26 protein-coding genes, 1 pseudogene and 1 riboswitch are annotated in these 23,155 nt (G+C 63.5%); of the genes and pseudogenes, 14 read left to right on the forward strand and 13 right to left on the reverse strand.

Translation table 11 applies throughout. The features are described from left to right. Nucleotides 1-11: 11 nt before the first annotated feature. From LOZ77_RS17340 to crtY, 3 genes and pseudogenes are all read right to left on the reverse strand, one after another. Nucleotides 12-1,001: a phytoene/squalene synthase family protein gene (locus LOZ77_RS17340; RefSeq protein ID WP_230280182.1), complete on the reverse strand. Its 990-nt coding sequence runs from the start codon at nt 999-1,001 to the stop codon at nt 12-14. A gap of 5 nt (nt 1,002-1,006) precedes the next feature. After that, a pseudogene (locus tag LOZ77_RS18000) lies at nt 1,007-2,516 on the reverse strand (phytoene desaturase). Next, complete coding sequence (crtY, locus tag LOZ77_RS17355) at nt 2,513-3,706, reverse strand: lycopene beta-cyclase CrtY (RefSeq protein WP_230280184.1); 1,194 nt, start codon at nt 3,704-3,706, stop codon at nt 2,513-2,515. Before crtY ends, LOZ77_RS18000 begins: the two are co-directional and overlap by 4 nt. Before the next feature lie 121 nt (nt 3,707-3,827). Beyond that, a riboswitch (TPP riboswitch) is annotated at nt 3,828-3,936 on the forward strand. Between the two features lie 79 nt (nt 3,937-4,015). Between crtY and thiC the strand changes: the two genes are divergently transcribed. From thiC to LOZ77_RS17375, 4 genes are all read left to right on the forward strand, one after another. Beyond that, complete coding sequence (gene thiC, locus LOZ77_RS17360; protein WP_230280185.1) at nt 4,016-5,881, forward strand: phosphomethylpyrimidine synthase ThiC; 1,866 nt, start codon at nt 4,016-4,018, stop codon at nt 5,879-5,881. A 19-nt stretch (nt 5,882-5,900) separates the two neighbouring features. Beyond that, nucleotides 5,901-6,428, forward strand: coding sequence for a hypothetical protein (locus LOZ77_RS17365; protein ID WP_230280186.1), 528 nt, complete (start codon nt 5,901-5,903; stop codon nt 6,426-6,428). Nucleotides 6,429-6,505: 77 nt separating this feature from the next. After that, complete coding sequence (locus LOZ77_RS17370; protein ID WP_230279804.1) at nt 6,506-7,855, forward strand: IS1380 family transposase; 1,350 nt, start codon at nt 6,506-6,508, stop codon at nt 7,853-7,855. Between the two features lie 1,055 nt (nt 7,856-8,910). Then, on the forward strand, nt 8,911-9,492 hold the full coding sequence (locus LOZ77_RS17375; RefSeq protein WP_230280187.1) for a hypothetical protein: 582 nt from the start codon (nt 8,911-8,913) through the stop codon (nt 9,490-9,492). 129 nt (nt 9,493-9,621) lie between these two features. Here LOZ77_RS17375 and LOZ77_RS17380 read toward each other — a convergent pair whose 3' ends face one another. After that, nucleotides 9,622-10,047, reverse strand: a complete 426-nt coding sequence (locus LOZ77_RS17380; protein WP_230280188.1) for an OsmC family protein — start codon at nt 10,045-10,047, stop codon at nt 9,622-9,624. A 163-nt stretch (nt 10,048-10,210) separates the two neighbouring features. Here LOZ77_RS17380 and LOZ77_RS17385 point away from each other — a divergent pair, with 163 nt between their 5' ends. After that, nucleotides 10,211-10,513 carry a hypothetical protein gene (locus tag LOZ77_RS17385; RefSeq protein ID WP_230280189.1) on the forward strand — a complete coding sequence of 101 codons (303 nt, stop codon included), beginning with the start codon at nt 10,211-10,213 and terminating at the stop codon, nt 10,511-10,513. 26 nt (nt 10,514-10,539) lie between these two features. On the opposite strand, the gene LOZ77_RS17390 is transcribed toward LOZ77_RS17385, so the two are convergent. Further along, nucleotides 10,540-10,782: a DUF2061 domain-containing protein gene (locus LOZ77_RS17390; protein WP_230280190.1), complete on the reverse strand. Its 243-nt coding sequence runs from the start codon at nt 10,780-10,782 to the stop codon at nt 10,540-10,542. 243 nt (nt 10,783-11,025) lie between these two features. On the opposite strand from LOZ77_RS17390, the gene LOZ77_RS17395 reads away from it, so the two are divergent. The 3 genes from LOZ77_RS17395 to LOZ77_RS17405 all read left to right on the forward strand — a co-directional run bounded on the left by LOZ77_RS17395 (nt 11,026) and on the right by LOZ77_RS17405 (nt 13,241). Next, nucleotides 11,026-12,144: a hypothetical protein gene (locus LOZ77_RS17395; RefSeq protein ID WP_230280191.1), complete on the forward strand. Its 1,119-nt coding sequence runs from the start codon at nt 11,026-11,028 to the stop codon at nt 12,142-12,144. 166 nt (nt 12,145-12,310) lie between these two features. Next, entirely contained in the window at nt 12,311-12,922 is a 612-nt protein-coding gene (locus LOZ77_RS17400; protein WP_230280192.1) for a YbhB/YbcL family Raf kinase inhibitor-like protein, read from the forward strand. Between the two features lie 67 nt (nt 12,923-12,989). Beyond that, the gene (locus tag LOZ77_RS17405; RefSeq protein WP_230280193.1) at nt 12,990-13,241 is read left to right on the forward strand and encodes an SWIB/MDM2 domain-containing protein; all 252 of its coding nucleotides are present in this window, start codon (nt 12,990-12,992) and stop codon (nt 13,239-13,241) included. Nucleotides 13,242-13,316: 75 nt separating this feature from the next. Here the strand turns inward: LOZ77_RS17405 and LOZ77_RS17410 are convergent, their stop codons facing one another. The 5 genes from LOZ77_RS17410 to dapD all read right to left on the reverse strand — a co-directional run bounded on the left by LOZ77_RS17410 (nt 13,317) and on the right by dapD (nt 15,548). Continuing rightward, on the reverse strand, nt 13,317-13,784 hold the full coding sequence (locus tag LOZ77_RS17410) for an ion channel (protein WP_230280194.1): 468 nt from the start codon (nt 13,782-13,784) through the stop codon (nt 13,317-13,319). 74 nt (nt 13,785-13,858) lie between these two features. Then, nucleotides 13,859-14,041, reverse strand: coding sequence for a DUF3008 family protein (locus LOZ77_RS17415; protein WP_230280195.1), 183 nt, complete (start codon nt 14,039-14,041; stop codon nt 13,859-13,861). After that, complete coding sequence (locus tag LOZ77_RS17420) at nt 14,041-14,271, reverse strand: DUF2945 domain-containing protein (RefSeq protein WP_230280196.1); 231 nt, start codon at nt 14,269-14,271, stop codon at nt 14,041-14,043. The genes LOZ77_RS17415 and LOZ77_RS17420 overlap by 1 nt, the downstream gene beginning before the upstream one ends. A gap of 5 nt (nt 14,272-14,276) precedes the next feature. Continuing rightward, the gene (locus tag LOZ77_RS17425; RefSeq protein ID WP_230281961.1) at nt 14,277-14,561 is read right to left on the reverse strand and encodes a hypothetical protein; all 285 of its coding nucleotides are present in this window, start codon (nt 14,559-14,561) and stop codon (nt 14,277-14,279) included. Between the two features lie 144 nt (nt 14,562-14,705). Beyond that, nucleotides 14,706-15,548, reverse strand: coding sequence for a 2,3,4,5-tetrahydropyridine-2,6-dicarboxylate N-succinyltransferase (dapD, locus tag LOZ77_RS17430; protein WP_230280197.1), 843 nt, complete (start codon nt 15,546-15,548; stop codon nt 14,706-14,708). Nucleotides 15,549-15,792: 244 nt separating this feature from the next. Here dapD and LOZ77_RS17435 point away from each other — a divergent pair, with 244 nt between their 5' ends. After that, complete coding sequence (locus LOZ77_RS17435) at nt 15,793-18,183, forward strand: S8 family peptidase (RefSeq protein ID WP_230280198.1); 2,391 nt, start codon at nt 15,793-15,795, stop codon at nt 18,181-18,183. Nucleotides 18,184-18,186: 3 nt separating this feature from the next. On the opposite strand, the gene gmk is transcribed toward LOZ77_RS17435, so the two are convergent. The 3 genes from gmk to LOZ77_RS17450 all read right to left on the reverse strand — a co-directional run bounded on the left by gmk (nt 18,187) and on the right by LOZ77_RS17450 (nt 19,914). Beyond that, nucleotides 18,187-18,873 (reverse strand): guanylate kinase, encoded by a 687-nt coding sequence (gene gmk / locus LOZ77_RS17440; RefSeq protein WP_230280199.1) that lies wholly within the window; start codon nt 18,871-18,873, stop codon nt 18,187-18,189. Between the two features lie 63 nt (nt 18,874-18,936). Then, complete coding sequence (locus LOZ77_RS17445) at nt 18,937-19,344, reverse strand: hypothetical protein (protein WP_230280200.1); 408 nt, start codon at nt 19,342-19,344, stop codon at nt 18,937-18,939. 60 nt (nt 19,345-19,404) lie between these two features. After that, on the reverse strand, nt 19,405-19,914 hold the full coding sequence (locus LOZ77_RS17450; RefSeq protein ID WP_230280201.1) for an SspB family protein: 510 nt from the start codon (nt 19,912-19,914) through the stop codon (nt 19,405-19,407). Nucleotides 19,915-20,096: 182 nt separating this feature from the next. Here LOZ77_RS17450 and hisB point away from each other — a divergent pair, with 182 nt between their 5' ends. The 5 genes from hisB to hisF are packed head-to-tail and all read left to right on the forward strand — an operon-like array spanning nt 20,097 to nt 23,140. Further along, nucleotides 20,097-20,723, forward strand: a complete 627-nt coding sequence (hisB, locus tag LOZ77_RS17455) for an imidazoleglycerol-phosphate dehydratase HisB (RefSeq protein WP_230280202.1) — start codon at nt 20,097-20,099, stop codon at nt 20,721-20,723. Between the two features lie 6 nt (nt 20,724-20,729). Continuing rightward, on the forward strand, nt 20,730-21,014 hold the full coding sequence (locus LOZ77_RS17460; RefSeq protein WP_230280203.1) for a YciI family protein: 285 nt from the start codon (nt 20,730-20,732) through the stop codon (nt 21,012-21,014). Continuing rightward, entirely contained in the window at nt 21,011-21,640 is a 630-nt protein-coding gene (gene hisH, locus LOZ77_RS17465) for an imidazole glycerol phosphate synthase subunit HisH (protein WP_230280204.1), read from the forward strand. Before LOZ77_RS17460 ends, hisH begins: the two co-directional genes overlap by 4 nt. Further along, a complete protein-coding gene (hisA, locus tag LOZ77_RS17470; protein ID WP_230280205.1) occupies nt 21,637-22,371 on the forward strand; it encodes a 1-(5-phosphoribosyl)-5-[(5-phosphoribosylamino)methylideneamino]imidazole-4-carboxamide isomerase in 735 nt (244 codons plus the stop codon). Before hisH ends, hisA begins: the two co-directional genes overlap by 4 nt. A 4-nt stretch (nt 22,372-22,375) precedes the next feature. Beyond that, entirely contained in the window at nt 22,376-23,140 is a 765-nt protein-coding gene (gene hisF, locus LOZ77_RS17475) for an imidazole glycerol phosphate synthase subunit HisF (protein WP_230280206.1), read from the forward strand. Nucleotides 23,141-23,155: the final 15 nt, after the last annotated feature.

Genomic DNA, 23,155 nt, shown 5'->3' on the forward strand with positions numbered 1-23,155 from the left:
GAACAGGCACGTTACGCCGCGAGTATCAACACGCGGTTACCTGCCGCCCTTTCGCGCAATTCGGCCAGCGACCAGCGCCGTTTCGCGGCCTCGTCCGCGCAATGCGGGCCGACGGGGCGCAGCGATCCCAGCCAGGAATGCGCCAGCCAGCCCAGCTTTTCCGCTTTGGTCGTATGGGCGCGGTGGTCCCATGCATGGGTGCCCGCCGCCTCTACCTTGCGGGCGATGCCGCCATAGATGCCGGTGGCGGCCAGCACGGCCCAGCGATGGCGGAACCGCAAACGCGCCGCGCCGATGCGGGCCGAAGCCTCGTGCGCGCGGGCAATCTCGCACGCGCGGTGGACCAGCTCGACCAGCTGGGCGCGATACATCGGCTTCATATGCTGGCCGGGCGGGATATCGACATCGACCAGCCATTCGACCGGCAGGTAACAGCGCCCCGCCGCGTCATCCTCCCACACGTCGCGCACGATATTGGCCAGCTGGAACGCAAGGCCCAGATCGCAGGCCCGCTCCAGCGTATCCTCGTCTTGCGGGGAAACGCCCATGACCAGCGCCATCATCACGCCGACCGCGCCCGCGACGTGATAGCAATATTCCATCATGTCGCCCTCGCTGCGCGGTCGCCAGTCCGCCGCGTCGAGCACGAAGCCCGCGATCACATCGTCGCAATGCGCCTGTGTTATGCCGCATTCGCGCGCCACCAGACCCAGCCCGTCGAACGCGGGATCGCCCGTCGCCTCTCCGGCCAGCGCCTGCGCGGTGCGGGTGCGGAGCAAGGCAACCCGCTCCTTCGCGCCTTCCTGCTGACCCAGGGCTCCGCCCATATCCTGCGCATCGGCCAGATCGTCGCAGGCGCGGCACCATGCATAAAGCAGCCAGACCTTTTCGCGCGTTTCGCGGTCGAACAGGCGGCTGGCGGCGGAAAAGCTTTTCGAACCCTTGCCGATCGCGCGCTGCGCATGGGCGACCAGTTCGGAGCGGGACAGAACCTCGGCCATGCGGCTCAGCGCCTTGCCAGATCGGACAGCATCAGCCGCGCCGTTGCCCGCGCGCTGCCGACCACGCCGGGAATCCCCGCGCCCGGATGCGTGCCCGCGCCGGTGAAATAGAGATTGGTAATCTCGTCATCGCGGTTGTGGGTGCGGAAATAAGCGCTTTGCGTCAGGATCGGTTCAAGGCTGAACGCGCTGCCCAGATGGGCGTTGAGGTCATGGGTGAAATCGAACGGCGTATAATGGAACTTCGTCACGATCCGGTCGTGCAGATCGGGCATCAGCCTTTTCGCAACCTCGTCCAATACGCGCTTTTCAAGGGCGGGGCCTGCCTTGTTCCAGTCCACCGGCAGCTTGCCGCGATGGGCGACGGGGACCAGCGCATAGAAGGTCGAATGCCCCTTGGGTGCCATGCCGCTGTCGGTGGCGCTGGGATGGTGGAGATAGACCGAGAAATCGCGCGGCAGCACGCCATGGTCGTAAATATCCTCCAGCAGCCCCTTATACCGCGGGCCGAACAGGATCATGTGGTGCGGAATATCGGGAAAGGTCCCCTTCACGCCGAAATGCACCACGAACAGGCTGGGCGAGAACCGCTTTTTCGCCAGCTTTGCCGCGACCTGCGGGCCGCGCCGGTTGCCGGTCAGCAAATCGCGATAGGAATGCATCACATCGGCATTGCTGGCCACCGCGTCGAAATTCTCGCGCCACCCGCTGGCGCAGGTGATGCCCGTCGCGCGATTGCCCGCGGTTTCGATCGCGGTCACCGGATCGCCCAGCCGCACCGTGCCGCCCAGCCGTTCGAAATGTCTGACCATGCCCGCGATCAGCCGGTTGGTGCCCCCCCTTGGCCCACCACACGCCGCCATCCTTTTCCAGCTTGTGGATCAGCGCATAGATCGAACTGGTCGCCATCGGATTGCCGCCCACCAGCAGCGTATGAAAGCTTAACGCCTCGCGCAGTTTTTCGTCCGATACAAAGCTGGAAACGATGGAATAGACCGACCGCCACGCCTGATATTTCATCAGCGCGGGCGCGGCTTTCAGCATGGATTTGAAATCGAGGAAGGGCACATGGCCCAGCTTCACATAGCCTTCGCGCCAGACGCCTTCGGAATATTGGAGGAATTCCTCGTACCCCGCCAGATCGTCGGGATTGAGCTTGGCGATTTCGCGCGCCAGTTTCGCATTGTCGTTCGAGTAATCGAAATTGGTCCCGTCGTCCCAGTTCAGGCGGTAGAACGGCATCACGGGGACCAGCTCGACATCCTCGTCCATCTCGTGATCGGTCAGCCGCCACAGCGCGCGCAGGCAATCGGGATCGGTGATGACGGTGGGGCCCGCGTCGAAGGTAAAACCGTCACGCTCCCAGAAATAGGCGCGCCCGCCGGGCTTGTCGCGCCCTTCGACCAGAGTGGTGGCAATGCCCGATGCCTGCAAACGTATGGCAAGGGCAAGCCCGCCGAAACCGGCGCCGATCACGGCGGCGCGCTGGGGTTTCGGCTTTGTTTCGGAATTCATCGATCCACCTTAAGCGAAGAGGGGGCGCCAATACCGGCCAGCACCAGCGCGGCTTTCGTTAAAGGAACAGGCGGCTTGCCCGCAAGCACCCGCGCCATATCGGCGGTGGTGCTGCCCCCTGCATAGAAACGTTCGATCAACCCTTCGTTCAAACGATAGAACCGCTGCAATACGCGGTAACGCCGGTCGGGTTCCGCCGCGCCGAACAACATGGCTGCCAGCATGCGGTAAAACCGCCCGCGCTGCCAGTGCGCCTTGGCATATTGGTGCGACGCGCCCGCGATGGCGGGGCCGTCCAGATGCGGCAGGGCGGCGATATGATGCGCAAACCGCACCGCATCGGGCAGGGAATAGCTGGTCAGCGGCTGGAACAGGCCCGCGCGCACACCCGCCAGCGCCACGCCGCGGGGCACGCCGCGCCACAGCGCCGCGAAATCGCCGCCCGTCACCACCGGCAGCACGCCCGTCTCCTCGCGCGATATGCGCGCGATGCACCAGCCCTGTGCGCCGGCATGGTCGGCAATGCGCTGCGCCAGCGTGTCGCGGTCAAGCGCGGGCGCATCGGCGTAATAGGTATCCTCCACGAACAGCGACTTTTCCGCGAATGGCAGCACATAAACGAAGCGGTACCCGTCATGCTGCGGCACGCTGGCATCCATCACCACCGGACGGGTCAGCCCGTGCGGCGCTTCCAGTTCCAGCATCTGCCCCGCAAATTTCTGCCACCCGCCTTTCAGCGCGCGCAATTGCGCAGGCCCGATCCCGCGCGCGTCGATCACCGCGCGGGCCGCGATCCGCTCACCGCTGTCCAGCACCACGCCATGCCCGTCCAGCGCGGCGACATTGGTGCCTGTCATTACCGCATCGGGGGGCAGGGCACCCGCCACCGCCCGCGCCAGATTGTCCGACGTCACCGACCGATAGGCGGTCGGCAGGCTGCGGCGATATTCGGGGAACGCCACATCATAGCCGCCGTCCCAGCGCGCCGCGACCAGCGGTTCGACCAGATCGCGGCTGGCAGGCGCGATATCGCTGGCGAAGAACGACCACAGATGATGCCCGCCGATGGCCGGCCCGCCCTCTATCAGCGCGACCGACACATCGGGCCGCCTTGCCCGCAGGGCCAGCGCGATCAGCGCGCCCGAAAGCCCGCCGCCCGCAATGGCGATATCGAATATCCGCGCACCCATCGCGCCCAGCCTTAGGGCCAGAACGCGAAGTCAGCCATAGCGAAATGGCCGGCGCCGCTGGTCCACGGCGGCTGCTCGTCCTGCGCCCTCTTTACGCTTATGCGATCCGCGCCTAATATCGCCGTTCACCCCGGGGAGCCTGCTTTGGCTGAGAGGTGGGCGTAGCGGCCTGCGACCCGTTGAACCTGAACCCGTTAGCACGGGCGGAGGGAAGGGCAGTCAGGCGGGCCGTTCAAGAACCGCACTCTCCTTCCATCCTTTGAAGAACAAGGGTCATGTGCCCGATGGAAGTGGAAGAAAGGCTCCCCAATGGCGGACATCAACAGCAAGCTTGAGATCGGCGTCACCACCGGCCCCATCCGCGGGTCGCGCAAGGTGCATGTCGCCGCGAAATCGGGCAGCGGCGTGCGCGTCGCGATGCGGGAGATCGCGCTGGAGGGGGACGAGCCTTCGGTCCGCGTTTACGACACCAGCGGCCCCTATACCGATACCAATGCGGTGATCGACATTCAGGCGGGCCTGCCCCAGATGCGCCGCGAATGGATCGTGGCGCGCGGCGATGTGGAAGAATACGACGCCCGCATGGTCAAGCCCGAAGACAACGGCCAGCTTGGCCCCGACCGCAGCGGCGGCGTCCCCGCATTCCCCAATGTCGTGAAACGCCCCCTGCGCGCCAAGCCCGGCATGAACGTCAGCCAGATGCACTATGCCAAGCGCGGCATCATCACCCCCGAAATGGAATATGTGGCCGAGCGCGAGAACCTTGGCCGCGAATATATCCGCCGCGAGATCGAGGGCAATTCGTGGGGCGCGGCGATCCCCGAATATGTGACACCCGAATTCGTGCGTGACGAGGTCGCCCGCGGCCGCGCCATCATCCCGTCGAACATCAACCACCCCGAGAGCGAGCCGATGGCCATCGGGCGCAACTTCCTCGTCAAGATCAACGCCAATATCGGCAACTCTGCCGTGGCGTCCGACGTGGCATCCGAAGTCGACAAGATGGTCTGGTCGATCCGCTGGGGCGCGGACACGGTTATGGACCTGTCGACGGGCCGCAACATCCACGACACGCGCGAATGGATCATCCGTAACTCGCCCGTGCCGATCGGCACCGTGCCCATCTATCAGGCGCTGGAAAAGGTCGGCGGCATTGCCGAGGAGCTGACGTGGGAAGTCTTCCGCGACACGCTGATCGAACAGGCCGAGCAGGGCGTCGACTATTTCACCATCCACGCGGGCGTGCGCCTGCCCTATGTGCCGCTCGCCGCCAAGCGCGTCACCGGCATCGTGTCGCGCGGCGGTTCGATCATGGCGAAATGGTGCCTCGCGCACCACAAGGAGAGCTTCCTCTACGAGAATTTCGACGAGATCACCGAGATCTGCAAGGCATACGACATCGCCTATTCGCTGGGCGACGGCCTGCGCCCCGGCTCCATCGCCGACGCCAATGACGAGGCGCAGTTCGCCGAACTCTACACGCTGGGCGAGCTGACCAAGCGCGCGTGGGAACAGGACGTTCAGGTCATGATCGAAGGCCCCGGCCATGTGCCGATGCACAAGATCAAGGAGAACATGGACAAGCAGCTCGAAGCCTGCGGCGAGGCGCCGTTCTACACGCTTGGGCCCCTCGTCACCGATATCGCGCCGGGTTACGACCACATCACCAGCGGCATCGGTGCGGCGCAGATCGGTTGGTACGGCACGGCGATGCTTTGCTATGTCACGCCCAAGGAACACCTTGGCCTGCCCGACCGCGACGATGTGAAGGTCGGCGTGGTCACCTACAAGCTGGCCGCCCACGCGGCTGACTTGGCCAAGGGCCATCCGGCGGCACAGGTGCGCGACGATGCGCTGTCAAAAGCGCGCTTTGAATTCCGCTGGCGCGACCAGTTCAACCTCTCGCTCGACCCCGACACGGCAGAGCAATACCACGACCAGACGCTTCCCGCCGAAGGCGCCAAGACCGCGCATTTCTGCTCCATGTGCGGGCCGAAGTTCTGCTCGATGAAGATTTCGCAGGAAGTGCGGGAGTTTGCCCGCCTGCAAAATCAGGGTTCGGACGAATTCATCGCCGCCGATGAAGCCGAGGCCGGTATGGCGAAGATGAGTGAAGTCTATGAGGAAACCGGCCGCGAGCTTTACATGGGGCAGGGTGATCGGGAGCACGATTGAGGGGTTAAATGGTGATTTGATGCCAGACGAAGAAGACGAAAAATCTGATTGCGTTATTCCACCTGCAATGAAAATTGAGTCAGTTTCTAAATATCTGGTCAATCAAATCCCCGAAGAAGCTCGCGATGTTGCTGAGTATGTTGAGGGACAAGCTCACAATGAGAAGGTATCTCATTGTGAGCTTGTGAAAACAGAGTACGTATTCGCAGAGCGGTATGATGTGTGGGATGTCCACACAGACAAAAATCGTTGGTGGGTAATTACAAACCTAACAAATTTGTATCAGCAGTCCGATTTCCCTAGCCTTGATTATTTACTGTCATTTCACATCGGTTTAATGGCACGTTTATCAGCTAAGGAAGGGAAGAACCATTCAAATGGCGAGGTGGATTTTGCGCCGCTGAGCCGTAAAGTTGATCAAATCTCTCATCGGCTAGACGAGGCAGATGAGGCGGAAGATTTTCAAAATATCGGTCTGCTCTGCCGTGAAGCGCTAGCCCGTCGTATTCACCAAACCGGTCCTAAAGGGTTAGCGGGAGTGGCCTAAGCCTCTGATCTGAATTAGGAACTGGGTGTCTAAGCCGAACCTGCCGCAGGGCAGAAAATGCCACAGGTCACCCCCGCATGAACAACGATATCGCAAGCGCATTTGGATTCCCAGCAGTCGGCCGCAAGAAAGTCACAGCCGCTTTCGACGGCGGCCGGCTTACCTCGGATGGCGGCGTGTTGCTGCTGGCACAGGCCGAACGAGCGATGGGGATCTGCCAGCGGCTTGCAGCCTGCATTTCCGATCCGCGTGACCCGGGCAGAGTGGTGCATCACCTCGACGATATCCTGCGCGCCCGCATCTTTGCGATCAGCTGTGGCTATGAGGACGCCGATGATCTCGACGCTCTGCGCGACGATCCGGGCTTCCGCCTGGCGCTGGGCAAGCTGCCGGGATCGGGCGTGGGGCTTGCGAGCCAACCGACCATGAGCCGGTGGGAAAATGCGCCGACTACGCGCGAGTTGGCCAGGATGATGGCCGCGATGATCGACATCTACTGCGCCAGCTATCCCGCCGCGCCGGCGGCGGTGACGCTGGATATCGATGACACCTGTGATGTCGTGCACGGCTATCAGCAACTCTCGTTCTGGAACGGTCATCACGGGGAGCGCTGCTTCCTGCCGATTCATGTCTACGACACCGCCACCGGTCGGCCGGTGGCAATGCTGCTGCGCACCGGCAAGACACCGTCGGGCGCCGAAGCTGCCGGCCACATCCGGCGCCTGATGCGCCATCTGCGTCGGCACTGGCCTGAGACGCACATCACCATCCGCGGCGACGGGCACTATGGCCGGCCCGAGGTCATGGCCTTGTGCGAGGCGGCCGGCGTCGATTACGTGTTCGGCCTGCCAACCAACGCCGCGCTGCGTGCTGATCCCGAAATCGTCGTTGCCGCCGATGCCTGCGCGGTTAAACGGGCTCAGCGCCAATATCCGGTCCTGCGAGGCTATGCCGAGACCCGCTACGGCGCCAAAAGCTGGAAATGCCAGCGCCGCGTTGTCGCCCGGATTGAGGCCAGCACGCTGGGCATGGACATTCGCTATGTCGTCACCTCGCTGACCGAAGGCTCGGCCGAGCACATCTACGACACGCTGTACTGCGCCCGCGGTCAGGCCGAGAACCTGATCAAGCGCCACAAGAGCCAGCTCGCCAGCGATCGCACCTCGTGCCGCTCGGCGGGCGCCAACCAGATGCGCCTCATCCTGCACACCGCCGCATACTGGCTCCTGTGGCGAATCCAGCAGGAAATCCCAAGAGCCACCGCACTCGCCACCGCCGAGTTCGCCACGCTGCGCCTGCGCCTGCTCAAGGTCGCTGCCCGCGTCATCGAAACCGCCACGCGTATCCGCGTCGCCTTCGCTTCGGCTTGCCCGGATGCCGGTGTGTTCAAGGCCATCACCACCAGTCTGCGACCAGCGCCCACATAGCAAGAGCGGCGGTGCCGCCGAACCCCTGAGCCCCAGTCCATCAACCTCGAAAAGCCCATTGCTCCTGCCGCGGTGAAAAACGCCGGTGGAGGCGTGCGCCTTGATCAATCAGGCACCGCCACATCGCCGTCCGAACAACACGAAGCGGTAGCCTCATGAATAGGACGGGCTAGTGTTGCTTTCTCGTTCATTGGCGGAAACTAGTGCAGAGTTTACCCCGGACGATATCAAACGGGCGGATTTCAAAAATTGGTCGGAAGTTGCTGCCGATAATTTGGCGTCGGGGAGCGGTGCTGCGACAGCGCGTTCTCTTATGAAACATGCCGCTAAGCGAGGATGGGATCATGTTTCTTGGTTGACCCACGCTGGTGCTGCTACGAAATATGACGCCTTCGTCGCTTATATGTTCACGACGTTGATAATAGACACATTCTTGATTATGCTTCGCAAACATAGAAGCGGTCTTCCCGAAACGTGTCCTCAGTGTAGATCGTACAATGTAGCTAGTTTCTATAGGCCGGAGTTTGAAACAGAATCGGGTTACATAAAGGCTTGTCAAAAGTGCGGATGGAATGATGAGCCAGATACTATTATAGACGGCAGTAATGACTGAAAAGTTTTATATGATATTATAGATTGGAAAATATCTCAGTCTTTTTGCTTTACCCCTCAAACGCCGGGCGCGGGCCATCCGGCCCGCTTGGCTTCGCCGCATAAGCGGCGGCGCGCGTTCGCGCTTGCGGGTGTCGCTGACGCGCCCCGGACTTTCGCCAGAGTTTGCGGTTGGCAACATGACGCTTGGTGCCAGTTGGCAGGGTCGGACTGGAACGGGGCACCGAAGGTGACTCCCGCAAGGCCGACCGGCCGCCCGAGCTTATGCGAGGAAGCCAAGGCGGGCGGATGCCCGCCGCCCGGCGTTTGAGGGGCCCAAACAAAAAATCCGGCGCCATTCACCGCCCTCTCACGGGCCGCAAGGCCCGCGCTCAAGCCGCGGAGCCAAAACAAACCACTCATTTTATTTTCCTACACCCCGCCCACCATGCTCATCCTCACGGATGACCAAAACCGCAAAAACCCCGCCCGAACCCGAATATATCCCCGTCGCGCGCCGTGGGCCGCATTGGGACCCGCAGAAAATGGCCGATTTCTTGCGCATGCTTGCCGCCACCCATTCCGTGTCCGAAGCGGCGCGGTCGGTGGGGATGAGCAGGCAGAGCGCCTATCGCCTGCGCTCCCGATTAAAGGGCACGCCGTTCGATATCGCGTGGGAAACCGCCTTTCGGCAAGGCTTTGACAATCTGGCCCATGCCGCGCTCGAACGCGCGATGAACGGGGTAGAGGTGCCGCATTACCATAAGGGCGAGCTGATCGGCACCTCGCGCCGCTATGACGAGCGGTTGACCGTGGCGCTGCTCAATATGCGCAACCGCTACGGCGCGCCCGCGCTGGGGCGCTATGGGCCGATGGCCGAATATATGTCCGAACGCTGGGATACGCTGCTGGAACGGGTGGAATATGGCCCGCTCGATTGGGACCAGCCCGAATTCCCGCCCGACCCCGCGCAAGAGGTTCAGAACCTGATCGCCCGCTTCACGGTGGAGGAGCCTGCGCCGCGCGGCAACCGGCGGCGCCCCTGATGTCACCTGTGCCGCCCTGCCGGAAACGACGGGAAACCGGCGCTTTGCGCGGGGGCGGGGCGGGTGACAGCCTGTCACCTTTGTCACCCGTGGCCCTGCAAATGCCGCGCGGCTTCCCGCTGTTGGGCCCTATCCCTCGAACTGCGTTTCCAGCGTGATTTCGCAGTTCAGAACCTTGGAAATCGGGCAACCCGCCTTGGCTTCGGCGGCCAGCGCCTCAAAATCCGGTTGCGCCATGCCGGGGATATGCGCCTTCATGGTCAGCGCGCTTTTCGTCACGGCAAATCCGTCGCCGTCCTTGTCCAGCGTCACTTCGCAGCTGGTGTCCAGCGTACCTTCGGTATGGCCCGCCCGCGCAAGGGCAAAGCTGGTGGCCATGGTAAAGCAGCTGGCATGGGCGGCGGCGATCATTTCCTCGGGGTTGGTGCCGGGGCCGGATTCGAAACGGCTTTTAAAGCCATAGGGCGCGTCGACCGCTCCCGATCTGGTGGCGACATGGCCCACGCCATCCTTGCCAAAGCCTTCATAGCGGGCGGTTGCGCTGTTCACGGTCATTGCTCGGGTCCTTTCGGCATATGCGTCCCTGCGGCCAAAGCGATTCAGGCCGCGATGCGTTCCTGCTTGCGCGGCGCGGGGCGGCGCGGGATAATCCGGCGGTCGCTCCGGTCCCCGTCACCGCCGCGCCATCGCATCGCTCTGTGCAGAGGAATTGCGCCAGATGTCGAAAAATCCCTTGGTAATGAACCCGTTCGCCGCTGCCTCCTTTGCCTTCGAATGCTGGCGTCTGTGGTACGAATCGTCGCAGGTGATCGCCATGCGCTCGCTGCGGATGATGCAGGGCGGCGCACTGGCCCAGCGCGAGGCGGTGCGCATGGTATCGGAAAAATGGGAAACGGCGGCGCTGCTGACGATGCGGGCCTCTACCGGCCACGCGGGCCGCACGCCCGACGCGTTCATGCGCCACGCGGTGCGCAATTACCGCACCCGCGTATCGCACAACCGGCGGCGCCTGATGCGATAGGGGCCGTTACGACTGGCGGGGGCGCGTCAGGAGGGATGGTGATGGCCGTGGCGGTGGGTCAGAATATCCAGCACCCGCAATTCGCCTTTCCCCGATTTCTCGTTCCAGGCACGTTCGTGGAAAAAGAACACGACCGCATTCACGCAAGGCTCGACCAGCGCAATCCCGCCCGCCAGCGCAAAGCTGCCGGTGAATGCAAAGGCAACGGCGAACCCGACCATAAGGTGAAGGCCTAGGAAGCTGAAGGTTTTAACTAGATCGCGGGGCATTGCGGTGTCCTTGATGGGGTAGCGGCCTATTTATTGCGAGTGGATCGCAGTTGCCAACGCGGAAAGCTGCTGAGTGTGATCGCTTCGGGCGATGAAAGCGGCGGAAATCCGCAGAAAAACCGCTGAGGGACGGGGCGGCAGGGGGTCGGAACGGGGCGCGCAACTCGCCGCTTGGTGCGTTCGGCTGGCCGATTTCGCCTCATCAAGACGGAACGGTGCCGAGAATGTGGCCGTTTTATGATCATGATGACGAAACGACCCATAAACGCCTGTGTACAGGCCCGCCCTGCCGCCACGGCGATTGCCGCCGTGCTGGCATTGTCCTCCACCATGCCGCTTGCCGCACAGGAAGTGCCGACCGGTTCGCCGCTGGCCATGCCCGCGCAAACAGCCGCGCCGCAGGACCTGATGCCGCTGCAAACCCAAACTGCGCCCGAGGCGACAGTGCCCCCTGCGCCGCAGACGACGAATGTGTCGCAGCCGATGGTTCAGCAGGTTCCGAAGACGATTGTCGTCCCCGACATCGATGTGCCCAGGGTTGAGCCCGAACCCGAACCCGAACCCGCAGCCAGCGTTGCGTCCGCCACCACCCGACCCGCGCCGGTTCGGGACTCGGCGAGCTCGACGACAGTATCGGCAGCCGATCCCGCCGTACTGCCTGCAGCTATGAAACCGGCAATCATACCTGTTATGAGCGATCCCGCTGCTTCGGCACCTGTCGGACAGACCCGTGTTACGCAGGAAACGACAACCACGAATGCCGACTGGATGTACATTGCCGGTGCCGGTGCCGCCGGTCTGGCGTTAGTCGTTCTGCTGCTTGGCGTGGGAGCGCGTCGCAGGCGCGGTAATCGGGCGATACGCCAGCAGGCCACTGCAGGGCGACGGGAAGCCGCCGTGCGGATCGATCCGGTCGAACCTGCGCCCGCTGAGCCGAAGCCACTCCACCGCAACCTCGATGGAGACGGCAATGTCACCACGCGCGGCGCCGCTGCGCGTCAGCCGATCGCTGCGGCCCCTTCGGCGGCAGCCACCCGCTCGGTCAGCTTTGGCGCCGGTCCGGAGCATATAGTCACGCCGCATTTGCCGCGCGATCCAATGGTCAACCGTTCGGTGCCCGTTTCGGCCAGTGCGGCGCAGGCTGACACGGCAGAAGGCCGCCATGAGTTGATCGATCGCATGGTCGCCGCAGAGCCGGACCGGGCGATCCCGTTCCATTCGTTGAAGGCCCGCCGCCGCCGTGCGCGACTCATCGTGCAGACGCTGGTGCAGCGCATGAAAGACAATCCGAACCTCGATTTCGGGCGGTTCTATCGTAATTTTGGCAGCCGCTACGGTGAACAAACCGCCGCTTTTGCCTGATTTGCCAGCGCCGCAATGCCGATTTGCGGTTAATTTTCCCCTCTGTTGGGGATTACGACCGGCGGCCCCCTTTCCGGGGCCGCCGCTTCGTGCTTGGCCTAGGGGCTCGGAACGCAGGCGGACCGGGGGTCGTTATCCGGACAGGAACCGCCGCGAAAGGAATTCGATGCTTGAACATGTCCCCGAATGGCTGGGTGCCGCCCTGCACAATGTCCGCGCCGGACATAGCAAGCTGGCCGCGCTGAAACTGGGAAGCGAGAGCGTGGTAGGCGCGGGCGGCATGGTGCTGACCTCTGCCGCGTTCGAGAATGGCGAGGAACTGGACCCCAGCTTTACCGCTGATGAGGAAGACGCCGTCGCGCCGCCGCTGGAATGGAACCATATTCCGGCAGGGGCACAGGAACTGATGCTGATTGTCGAGGATCCCGACGCGCCTTCGCCCGAACCGTTCTGCCACTGGCTGGTGTGGGGCCTTGCCCCCCAGCGCGGCAAGCTGATGGAGGGGGAAGTTCCGCCCAAGGTAGGGAAGAATTCCTATCAGAATTCGGAATGGCTGCTGCCCGATCCGCCCACCGGTCACGGCCCGCATGATTATGTGTTCCAGCTGTTCGCGCTGGACACGATGATCGATCTGAAGCCCGGCGCGGGCCGCGGCGCGTTGATGAAGGCGATGGAGGGGCACGTCCTTTCGCTCGCCATCCTGACCGCGACTTATGAACGCGGCGGCACCGACATCGACGATTGGGACGACATCGACCTGGACGACGATGACGATTGACCGGTTTCAAACCAATCCGGCTGCCCGCACAGGGGGCCGAAACTCTCCTATAGAAAGGAAGTAAGTAATGGCTGCCAAGAATAACGCGATCAACAAGCCCGTTCCCGTTTCGGCCGATCTGGAAGAGATCGTCGGCAAGGGTCCGATGGCTCGCGGCGAAGTGACCGCCAAGGTTTGGGAATACATCAAGAAGCACGATCTTCAGGCCGCTGACGACAAGCGCATGATCGAGCCCGACGCCAAGCTGGGCAAGGTGATCGGCACCGAGAAGATCTCGATGTTCAAGATGACCGCGGCGATTTCCAAGCACCTCGGCTGATCGGTTTTTCCGGTATGAACAGGCTGGGCGGTCCGTTGAGGGCCGCCCTGTTTGTTTGAAGGGCCGAGCTTGCCGCTATTTGTGCCGGATATCGATATGCCCCAGCATGCGCACGAAATAGGCCGTCGACCAGCCCAGCATGATCACGCCGGCAATGCTTTCCAGCGCGGCGACATTGCGCCACGCGGTCAGGATCAGCGCATCGTTGAAGCCGACGGTCGAATAGCTGATGGTCGAGAAATATAGCGCCGACGACAGATCGGGCAGCGCCCCGACATAGAGATAGAAAAAAGCGTAAAGCCAGATTTCCATCCCGTGGATGATGAACAGGCTCAGCACGATCACGATTGTCATGCTGATGCCGTGGACGGTAACCGGCGGCAGATGGGTAACGCGGCGCGGGTCTTCGGCAGGGCGGATGAAACGGGTGATCATGGCGAGGCCGAGCCCGTGAATAATCACGCAGGACGCGCCCAGCAGGCTGGCAGCACCCAGTTCGATGGCCAGCTGGTGGAATGGCGCATTCGTCAGTGCTGTCTGCAATTTTCGCCCCGCAACCGGTTTCGACCGGCCATATCATAGGGCGCAAGCAGCACGATTTGAAAGACCTGCGGCTTTCAGCCCTTATGTTCGGGCAGGCCCTTGCGACTGGTTGAGGCGAATTCTTCCAGTTCGGCCTCGCTCATGCTGTCGTACATGCCCTTTGAGGCGCCTTGCAGATCCGATCGTTTCGCATCGCCCCGCTTGGCCGCCAATGCCGCCCCTGCGGCCTTTTGCTGGGCTTTCGATTTTGCAGGCATCAGTCGGCCTTTTCCAGTTCGGAGCCGAGTTTCAGCACCTTGTCCCCGTCCTCCTGTTCGATCAGATAGGCCGGATTGTCGCTGCTGCCGTGGCGGGTGATCGTAGACCCCTTGATCGTGCGTTCGACATCGCCTTCGAAACGCTCGCGGATCTGGCCTTTCCCGGTGCCGTTGCCCCAGCTCCACTGGACGTGCTGGTTCACGCGAAAGCTTTTGTCCCGATCCGCCATCGTTTTTACTCGGCTGCGGGCGCGTTGTCGGCATTCCCGGCTTCGAAGGTGAAGTCTTCGGCCATTTCTGTCGCCGGTTGCTCATCGGTCGTCGCCGGTGCGGTGCGGGTGGCGACTTCCTTTACCTCGCCCGCCTGATCCGATGTCAGCGCGCCGGTCACCCACACGATAGTCATGGCGGCGGCGGCCAGAAACAGGCTGATCAGCAGCACATAGCGGACGATATTCGGGGTCGATCCACCACGCGCCTCGTCGGTGGTCAGGTCGACTTCGTCTCCATGGCGTTGCATCGTCAAATCCTTCCAAGCTCCTGTCGTGCGATCCCTGGACCCGCGTCCGGTGCCGGAAGCAGGCGGTTCATTTCGGGAAACGCAGCCCCGGAGCATAAGGTTCCGGAGGAGGCGGGAGGAATGACGCGCGAGGGCGGCCCTGAATCAGGGGCGCAGCAGCTCGTTGATGCCGGTCTTCGAACGGGTCTGTGCGTCCACGGTCTTGACGATTACCGCGCAATAAAGCGACGGGCCGGGCGTGCCGTCGGGCAGGGGCTTGCCAGGCATCGAACCGGGCACGACCACGGCGAACGGCGGAACGCGCCCCACATGGACTTCGCCGGTGTTGCGATCGATGATCTTGGTCGATGCGCCGATGAATACGCCCATCGAAAGCACCGCACCTTCGCCGATGATGACCCCTTCGGCCACTTCGCTACGCGCGCCGATAAAGGCGCCGTCCTCGATGATGACGGGGCCGGCCTGCAGCGGTTCCAGCACGCCGCCAATGCCCGCACCGCCCGAGATATGGACGTTCTTGCCGATCTGCGCGCAGGAACCGACGGTTGCCCATGTATCGACCATCGTGCCCTCGTCGACGAAGGCGCCGATATTGACGAAGCTGGGCATCAGCACCACGCCCTTGCCGATAAAGCTGCCGCGCCGCGCCACCGCGCCCGGCACCACGCGAAAGCCGTTCCGGGCAAAGCGGTCATCGGTCCAGCCCGCGAATTTCGAAGGCACCTTGTCATAGGCGCTTTCGCCCGCCGAACCATAGGGCACGATTTCATTGTCGTTCAGGCGGAACGACAGCAGCACAGCCTTTTTCAGCCATTGGTTGACCACCCATTCGCCGTCCCGCTTTTCGGCCACGCGTGCCTCGCCCGAATCGAGCAGGGCCAGAGCTTCCTCGACATCCTTGCGCACTTCGGTGCTTTCGGGCGTGACATTGGCGCGATCTTCGAAGGCGGCATCGATGCGGGCGATCAGCTCTGATTGGGTGGTCATGGCGCGCGGTTCTTTCTTGGCACGGATGGTAACTGCCGCCGTGGAGGGGCGGTCGGGAAAGGCGCACCGCCTATCGCCTCAACCCCGTCGGGGCAACTGTTACAGGCGAAATCACTTGTGCCGTGGCGGGGCATGGGGGGCCGGACCATACAATTGCCCCTCGATTTTTCATGGCAATCGGGGCACTTATCGAAAGATGAATGGGGTTTGCGCGGACCGGAATGCGGATCGGTACGCGCCAGTGATGGGGGATTTGGTGATTTCGGGTCGTTCGGACCATCAGCGTTGGACGGGGCCGAAACGGGTCCGCAGGGCACGGTTGATGCTGGGCCTGCCTGTCCTTGCGCTGCTTGCGGCCTGCGGCGGCGGCGGATCGGGGGGAGGGCCGATTTCCACGCCTTCGCCTGTGCCCAGCCCGACGCCGACCCCGACGCCCGTGATCAACTTCAACACGGCGGAATATCGCCAGTCCGACGGGCCCGAATTGCACGATGCCGTTACCGCATGGCAGCAGGGCGCCACGGGCGAGGGCGTGGGTATCGCGATCATCGACACGGGGATCGACAGCGATAATCCGGAATTCGCGGGGCGGATTTCCAGTGCTTCGGCCGATGTGGCGGGCAATCGCGGGATCGAATCGCCCGATGGGCACGGCACGCAGGTCGCGCTGGTCGCGGCGGCGGCACGCGATGGAGCGGGGGTGATGGGAATCGCCTTTGACGCGACGATTATGGCATTCCGCGCCGATCTGCCCGGCACGTGCGAGGGGTTCGACCCGCTGAATCCCACGACCGGTTGCAGCTTCAGCGATTCCGATATTGCACAGGGCGTCAATCTTGCGGTGTCGGCGGGGGCGAAGGTCATCAATATCTCGCTGGGCGGATCGACGCCGACCCGCACGCTCGGCAATGCGCTGGCATCGGCGGCGGCGGCAGGCGTGGTGATCGTGATTTCGGGCGGCAATGACGGCGAAAGCACCGATCCGCTGGTCGATCCGTCGAATCCCGATCCCTTTGCCATCGGCGCGCTGGCCGCGGCGCGGTCGAATGTGATCATCGCCGGATCGGTCGACAGCGCATCGCAGATTTCCGCCTTCAGCAACAAGGCAGGCTCGTCAGCAGCATCGTTCCTGACCGCTCAGGGCGAAGATATCTGCTGCGTCTATGAAGATGGCGAGATCTATACCGAGGTCCAGAATGGATCCGAATATGTCTATGTCGTCAATGGCACCAGCTTTGCCGCGCCGCAGATCGCGGGGGCGGCGGCCTTGCTGGCGCAGGCTTTTCCCAATTTGAGCGGATCGGAAATCGTCAGCCTGCTGCTGAACAGCGCGCGCGATGCGGGGGCGGCGGGGACCGATGCGATCTATGGCCGCGGCGTGCTGGATATCGGTGCGGCGTTCGAACCTGCGGGCACGACGACACTGGCGGGCAGCAGCACGGCGCTTTCGCTGGCCAGCGCGGCGGGTACGACCAGCCCGGCAATGGGCGATGCGGGGGTACAGGGCACTGCCGGAGCGGTGGTGCTCGACGGATACGGGCGTGCCTATGCCGTCGATCTGGGCGCGCGGATGCAACGCGCCGCACCGCGCCGCGACCTTGCCCGCGCGCTGATCGGCAATGCGCAGGGCGCCAGCCTGCAGGCCGGTGCGCTGGGGGCCAGCTTTTCGGTTACCGATCCGCTGAACGGACGCGGCAGCGGCGGCGCGCTGAACCTGCGCAATGACGAGATTGCGGGCGCGCGGCTTCTGGCTGCGCAGGTCACCGCACGGATCGCGCCGGGCACCGAGGTCGCCTTCGGTTTCCGTCAGGGGGCAGGCGGGCTGGAAGCGGGTCTGCGCGGCGCCGAACGGCCTGCCTTTATGGTCGCGCAGGACGCGGGCGCGGATTTCGGTTTCGCCGCCATGCGCGAGGGATCAATGGCAGTGCGCCGCGATATGGGCGGCTGGGGCCTGACACTGTCGGGCGAAACCGGCCTGGTATGGAGCGAGCGGCTGGACGACCCGTTGGCGATCCTGCCCGCGCGGCGTGACCGGATTGCACGCTATGGCTTGGCGGCGGACAGCAGGACGGGCGATGTGACCGCCATGGTCGGCGCTTCGTGGCTGGCCGAGGGTGCGACCGTGCTGGGCGGCAGTTTTCAGCAATCGCTGGTGGGCGCGGGCGGGGCCGACAGCCTGTTCGTCGATGCGATGCTGGGCTGGGACGCGGCGCGCGACTGGCGCTTTGGCGCGGCGATGCGGCAGGGATTTACCCGCCCCGTCACCGGCGGGCTGATGGCGGGCAACAGCCTGCTGCGAAGCATGGGGTGGAGCGTGGATGCCGTGCATTCGGGCCTGTTCGGCAGGGACGACCGGCTGGCGCTGCGCATTTCGCAACCATTGCGCGTCGAATCGGGTGCGCTCGCGCTCGATCTGCCGCTCGCCTATGACTACGAAAGCGAAGAAGCGAGCTGGGGCATATCGCGCCTCTCGCTCTCTCCCAGCGGGCGCGAGATCGCGAGCGAGATTTCGTGGCAGGGCCCGCTATGGGGCGGAAACATGTCGGCCAGCCTGTTCCACCGGCGCGAACCGGGCCACATCGCTGCGGCCGGGGACGATATAGGCGCGGGCCTGCGCTGGAGCCGCGCGTTCTAACGATCAGGTCGGCGAACTGTCGCCCGTCAATTGCCTGACAAAGGAGACGAGGCCCGTCTGGCGTTCCCGGCGCAGCCGTTCGGCGTCCAGAATGCGGCGTACCTGCTCATAGCAGCGGTCGATATCGTCGTTGACGACGACGTAATCGTAATCCGACCAGTGGCTGATCTCGGCACGGGCGCGGTCCATGCGCGCCTCGATCACTGCGGCATCGTCGGTGCCCCGCGCGGTCAGGCGGCGGCGCAATTCGTCGATGCTGGGGGGCAGGATGAACACGGGAACGACATCTTCGCGCGCGCGCTGAGACAATTGCTGCGTGCCTTGCCAGTCGATGTCGAACAGGAAATCGGTGCCGGCCTTCAGCCCTGCCCAGATTTGCGCCTTGGGCGTGCCATAGCTGTTGCCGAACACATGCGCCCATTCAAGGAATTCGTGATCTTCTGCCATGCGGTCGAACGTCGGCTTGTCGACGAAATGATAATCGCGCCCGTCCTGTTCGCCCGGACGGATCGGGCGCGTGGTGGCCGAAACCGACATGGCAAGCCCCGCGTCCGACTGCAGCAGCTTTTTCGCAATCGTCGTCTTTCCCGCACCCGACGGCGAGGAGAGAATGAACATCAGCCCGCGGCGCGCCAAAGGGGTTTCCGGCGCGCCATGGGGGGCGGTATCGGTGCTGTCGTGATCGGCCATGCGCGCTGATGGCCGCGAGGGGGGAGGTGCGTCAAGCGCGTAAAGCGCCCTCTTGCACCGCTGTCACCCGTTGCCGCTGTCGCTCATGCGTTTGTGCAATGCCTTTTGCCCCTCGGCCCGGGCCTTGCGGCTGCGGCTGCGGTCGTACAGCGCCTTGGCCAGCAATCCGCCGCCGATCACCACCGCACCCGGCACCGAACGGGTGGCGACGCGGGCAAGTCCCGCTGCCATCAGCGTTTCGGAGATCGACCGGTTGTCGATCGCCTTGCGCGCATCCTCGCGGCTGTAGCGCTTGCTGAGCATTTTCTTTTCCGCCATCTGCCGCGCAAAGCGCGATACGCCGCGCAAGGCGATGTCGGTCAGGATCAGATTGGTGATCGGATTGGGGCTGAAATCCGGCAGGCCGTTTTCGTCAGTAACGGGCGTGGTGCCCTTTTTCGGTTTCTTGCGGCTTTTGCGGAAAATGCCCATTGCTTGCCCCCGTTCGCTAACAGCGCGCCTGCACTGCCGCATGACAGATGCGGGCGCTGCCTATTTCTTTTTGCCGAAATCCACCGTGACGACATTCGAACCGTCGTCGGGTGCATCCCTGTCGTCAACGCCGACATGGGCAGCCTGTTCCGAATCGTTTTCGGCATCGCCGTGGGGCTCGCCCTCGTCCACCTCTGCCACGGCCTGGAATTGCAGGCCGAATTCGACGGCCGGATCGACGAAAGCGGTAATGGCGGAAAACGGAACAGTCAGCTTGGCCGGAATCTGGTTAAAGCTGAGCCCGACCGAGAAATGATCCTCCGCGACGGTCAGATCCCAGAACTTGTTCTGCAGAACGATCGTCATCTCGTCCGGAAAACGGGCGCGCAGATCGGCGGGGATGTCCACGCCTGCCGCGCCGGTCTTGAACGTGATATAGAAATGATGGCTGCCCGGCGGCATGCCGCCCGCGGCCTCGACCTCGCCCAAAACGCGGCCGACCACGGCGCGCAGGGCTTCCTGCACGATCTCGTCATAAGGGATCAGGCTGTCGGGCGTGGTATCGTTCATGGGCACGAATTGTCAGGCGGTTACGCGCCGGTCAAGCATGAATGGACCAAGCTTGCGGACAATATCGCGGCCGTCGAACAATTGTTGCGGGTATGCACGGTTGCGCTTGATGCGAATTTCCGATGCTTGTCGCGTCGCGCAACCCCTTGCACACGGCGGCGCGGGGCCTATAGCGCAGGATCATGCAGACCAGCCAAGCCTCTCGGACCGGTTCCATCCGGCGCAAGACCCATGAAACCGACATCGATGTCGCCATCGATCTCGACGGAACGGGCCAATATGACATCGCCACCGGCATCGGTTTTCTTGACCATATGGTCGAACAGTTTTCGCGCCATTCGCTGATCGATGTGAAGCTGCATGTCGACGGCGACCTGCATGTCGACCAGCACCATACGGTGGAAGACAGCGCCATCGCGCTGGGCGAGGCGATTCTGCAGGCCCTTGGCGAAAAGCGCGGCATCACCCGCTATGGCCAGGCTTATTCCCCGATGGACGAGACTTTGGCTCGCGTTGCGCTCGATATCTCGGGCCGGCCCTATCTGGTGTGGAAGGCCGGATTCTCGCAGCCGCGGCTGGGCGAGATGGATACCGAATTGTTCGAACACTGGTTCCATTCGATATCGCAGGCGGCGGGTATCACGCTGCATATCGAACTGCTCTATGGCCAGAACAACCATCACATCGTCGAGGCGATCTACAAGGGCTTTGCCCGTGCCATGCGCGCGGCGGTGGAAATCGACCCGCGCAAGGGCGATGCCGTGCCGTCGACAAAGGGCATGCTGGGCGCCGGGACGCTGGAGATTTAGGGTAACATGTTCATTCTCGACATAACCTATACCGCCCCGATCGAGGTAATCGACGGCCTGCTGGCCGACCATATCGCCTGGCTGGAACAGGGGCGCGCCGACGGCATGTTCATGGCATGGGGCCGCAAGGTGCCGCGCGACGGCGGGCTGGTCTATGCCACCGGCACGCGCGAAACGGTCGAGGCGGCGGCGCAGCGCGATCCGTTCGTGGCGAATGGCGCGGCCAGCGTGCGCGTGATCGAATTCGTACCGAGCTATGCGGACGCGGGGCTCGAAGGGCTTTCCCGATGAAAGACGGGCTCGCCCTCATCGATTTCGGTGCGGGCAATCTGCATTCGGTTGAAAACGCGCTGAAAGCGGCAGGCGCGGGGCGGATCATCGTGACCAGCGATCCCGACGATGTGCGCCGCGCCGAACGCGTGGTGTTGCCGGGCGTGGGCGCGTTCGGTTCCTGCGCCAGCGCCTTGCGCGCCATTCCCGGCATGGTCGATGCGATGGAGGAAGCCGTGCTGGACGGCGGGGCGCCGTTTCTGGGCATTTGCGTGGGCATGCAGCTTCTGGCGACGCGCGGGATCGAATTCGGCACGCATAAGGGGCTGGACTGGATACCCGGCGAAGTGCGCGCGATCGAGATTACCGATCCGGCGATCAAGGTGCCGCATATGGGCTGGAACGATGTGCGCCCGATGCCGCATCACGACGGCGCGGGGCTGATCGATCACGGCGAGGCCTATTTCCTGCACTCGTTTCATTATGTCGCCGACAGCGGGCGCGATATTGCCGCGATCACCGATCATGGCGGCGCGATCACCGCCGCCGTCGCGCGCGACAATCTGCTGGGCGTGCAGTTTCACCCCGAAAAGAGCCAGCGCTATGGCATTGCGCTTCTCGAACGTTTTCTGGACTGGAAGCCATGATCGTATTTCCCGCCATCGACCTCAAGGCCGGACAGGTCGTGCGCCTTGCCGAGGGCGATATGGACCGTGCCACCGTCTATGGCGACGATCCCGCCGCGCAGGCCGCGATATTTGCCGAGGCAGGGGCCATGCATCTGCATGTCGTCGATCTGGACGGATCGTTCGCGGGCAGGGCCGAGAATCGCGACGCGGTCGAGGGCATATTGAAAACCTTCCCCGGCCATATCCAGCTGGGCGGGGGCATCCGCACGCGCGAAGCGGTGGAGGGCTGGTTTAACCTTGGCGTTTCGCGCATCGTGATGGGCACCGCGGCGCTGAAAGACCCGCAATTCGTAAAGGACATGGCCAAAGAGTTTCCCGGCGGCATCGTCGTTGCCGTGGACGCGCGCGACGGAATGGTAGCGACCGAGGGCTGGGCGGAATTGTCCGACGTGCCCGTCGTCGATCTGGCCCGCCGGTTCGAGGATGCAGGCGTTGCCAGCCTGCTGTTCACCGATATCGGCCGAGACGGCATGCTGAAAGGCTGCAACATCGACGCCACCGTCGATCTTGCCCGTGCGACCGACATGCCCGTGATCGCCAGCGGCGGGGTAAAGGGGCTGGACGATATCCATATCCTGTCAATGCATGCGAATGACGGGATAGAGGGCGTGATTACGGGCCGCGCGATTTATGACGGGCGGCTCGATCTTGCCGCTGCGCTCGCCATGGCTGCGCGGGCGGAGGGTTGATCGCATGACCGTCCGCATCCGCGTCATCCCCTGCCTCGACGTGGCCGAGGGCCGCGTGGTCAAGGGCGTGAATTTCGTCGATCTGGTCGACGCGGGCGATCCGGTCGAACAGGCGCGTGCCTATGATGCGGCGGGTGCCGACGAACTGTGTTTCCTCGACATTTCCGCTACCCACGAAGGGCGCGGCACTCTGGTCGATATCGTCCGGCATACGGCAGAGGTGTGCTTCATGCCGTTAACTGTGGGTGGCGGGGTGCGTTCGGTGGACGATGCCCGCACGTTGCTGCTGGCAGGCGCGGACAAGGTCGCGGTCAATTCCGCCGCCGTGGCGCGGCCCGAAGTGGTGGCCGACATCGCCGATCGTTTCGGCGCGCAATGCGTGGTCGCCTCGATCGATGCGCGGCGCGTTGCCGGAGAGGACCGCTGGGAAATTTTCACCCATGGTGGGCGCAAGCCGACCGGCATCGATGCGGTCGAGCATGCGGTCAGGCTGGCAGGCCTTGGCGCGGGCGAGTTGCTCGTCACATCGATGGATGGCGACGGGACCAAGGCAGGCTATGATCTTGCGCTTACCCGCGCCATTGCCGATGCGGTTTCGGTGCCTGTCGTCGCCAGCGGGGGTGTCGGCACGCTTGACCATCTTGTCGAAGGCGTCACGAAAGGCCATGCCAGTGCCGTGCTCGCCGCGTCGATCTTTCATTTCGGCACGTATTCGATTGCCGAGGCCCATGCCGCCTTGCGCGCCGCGGGACTGCCCGCCCGAGCATGACGGGCATCGTGACTG

Origin of the sequence: Croceicoccus sp. Ery15 (assembly GCF_020985305.1) — a bacterium.
Classification (GTDB): domain Bacteria; phylum Pseudomonadota; class Alphaproteobacteria; order Sphingomonadales; family Sphingomonadaceae; genus Croceicoccus.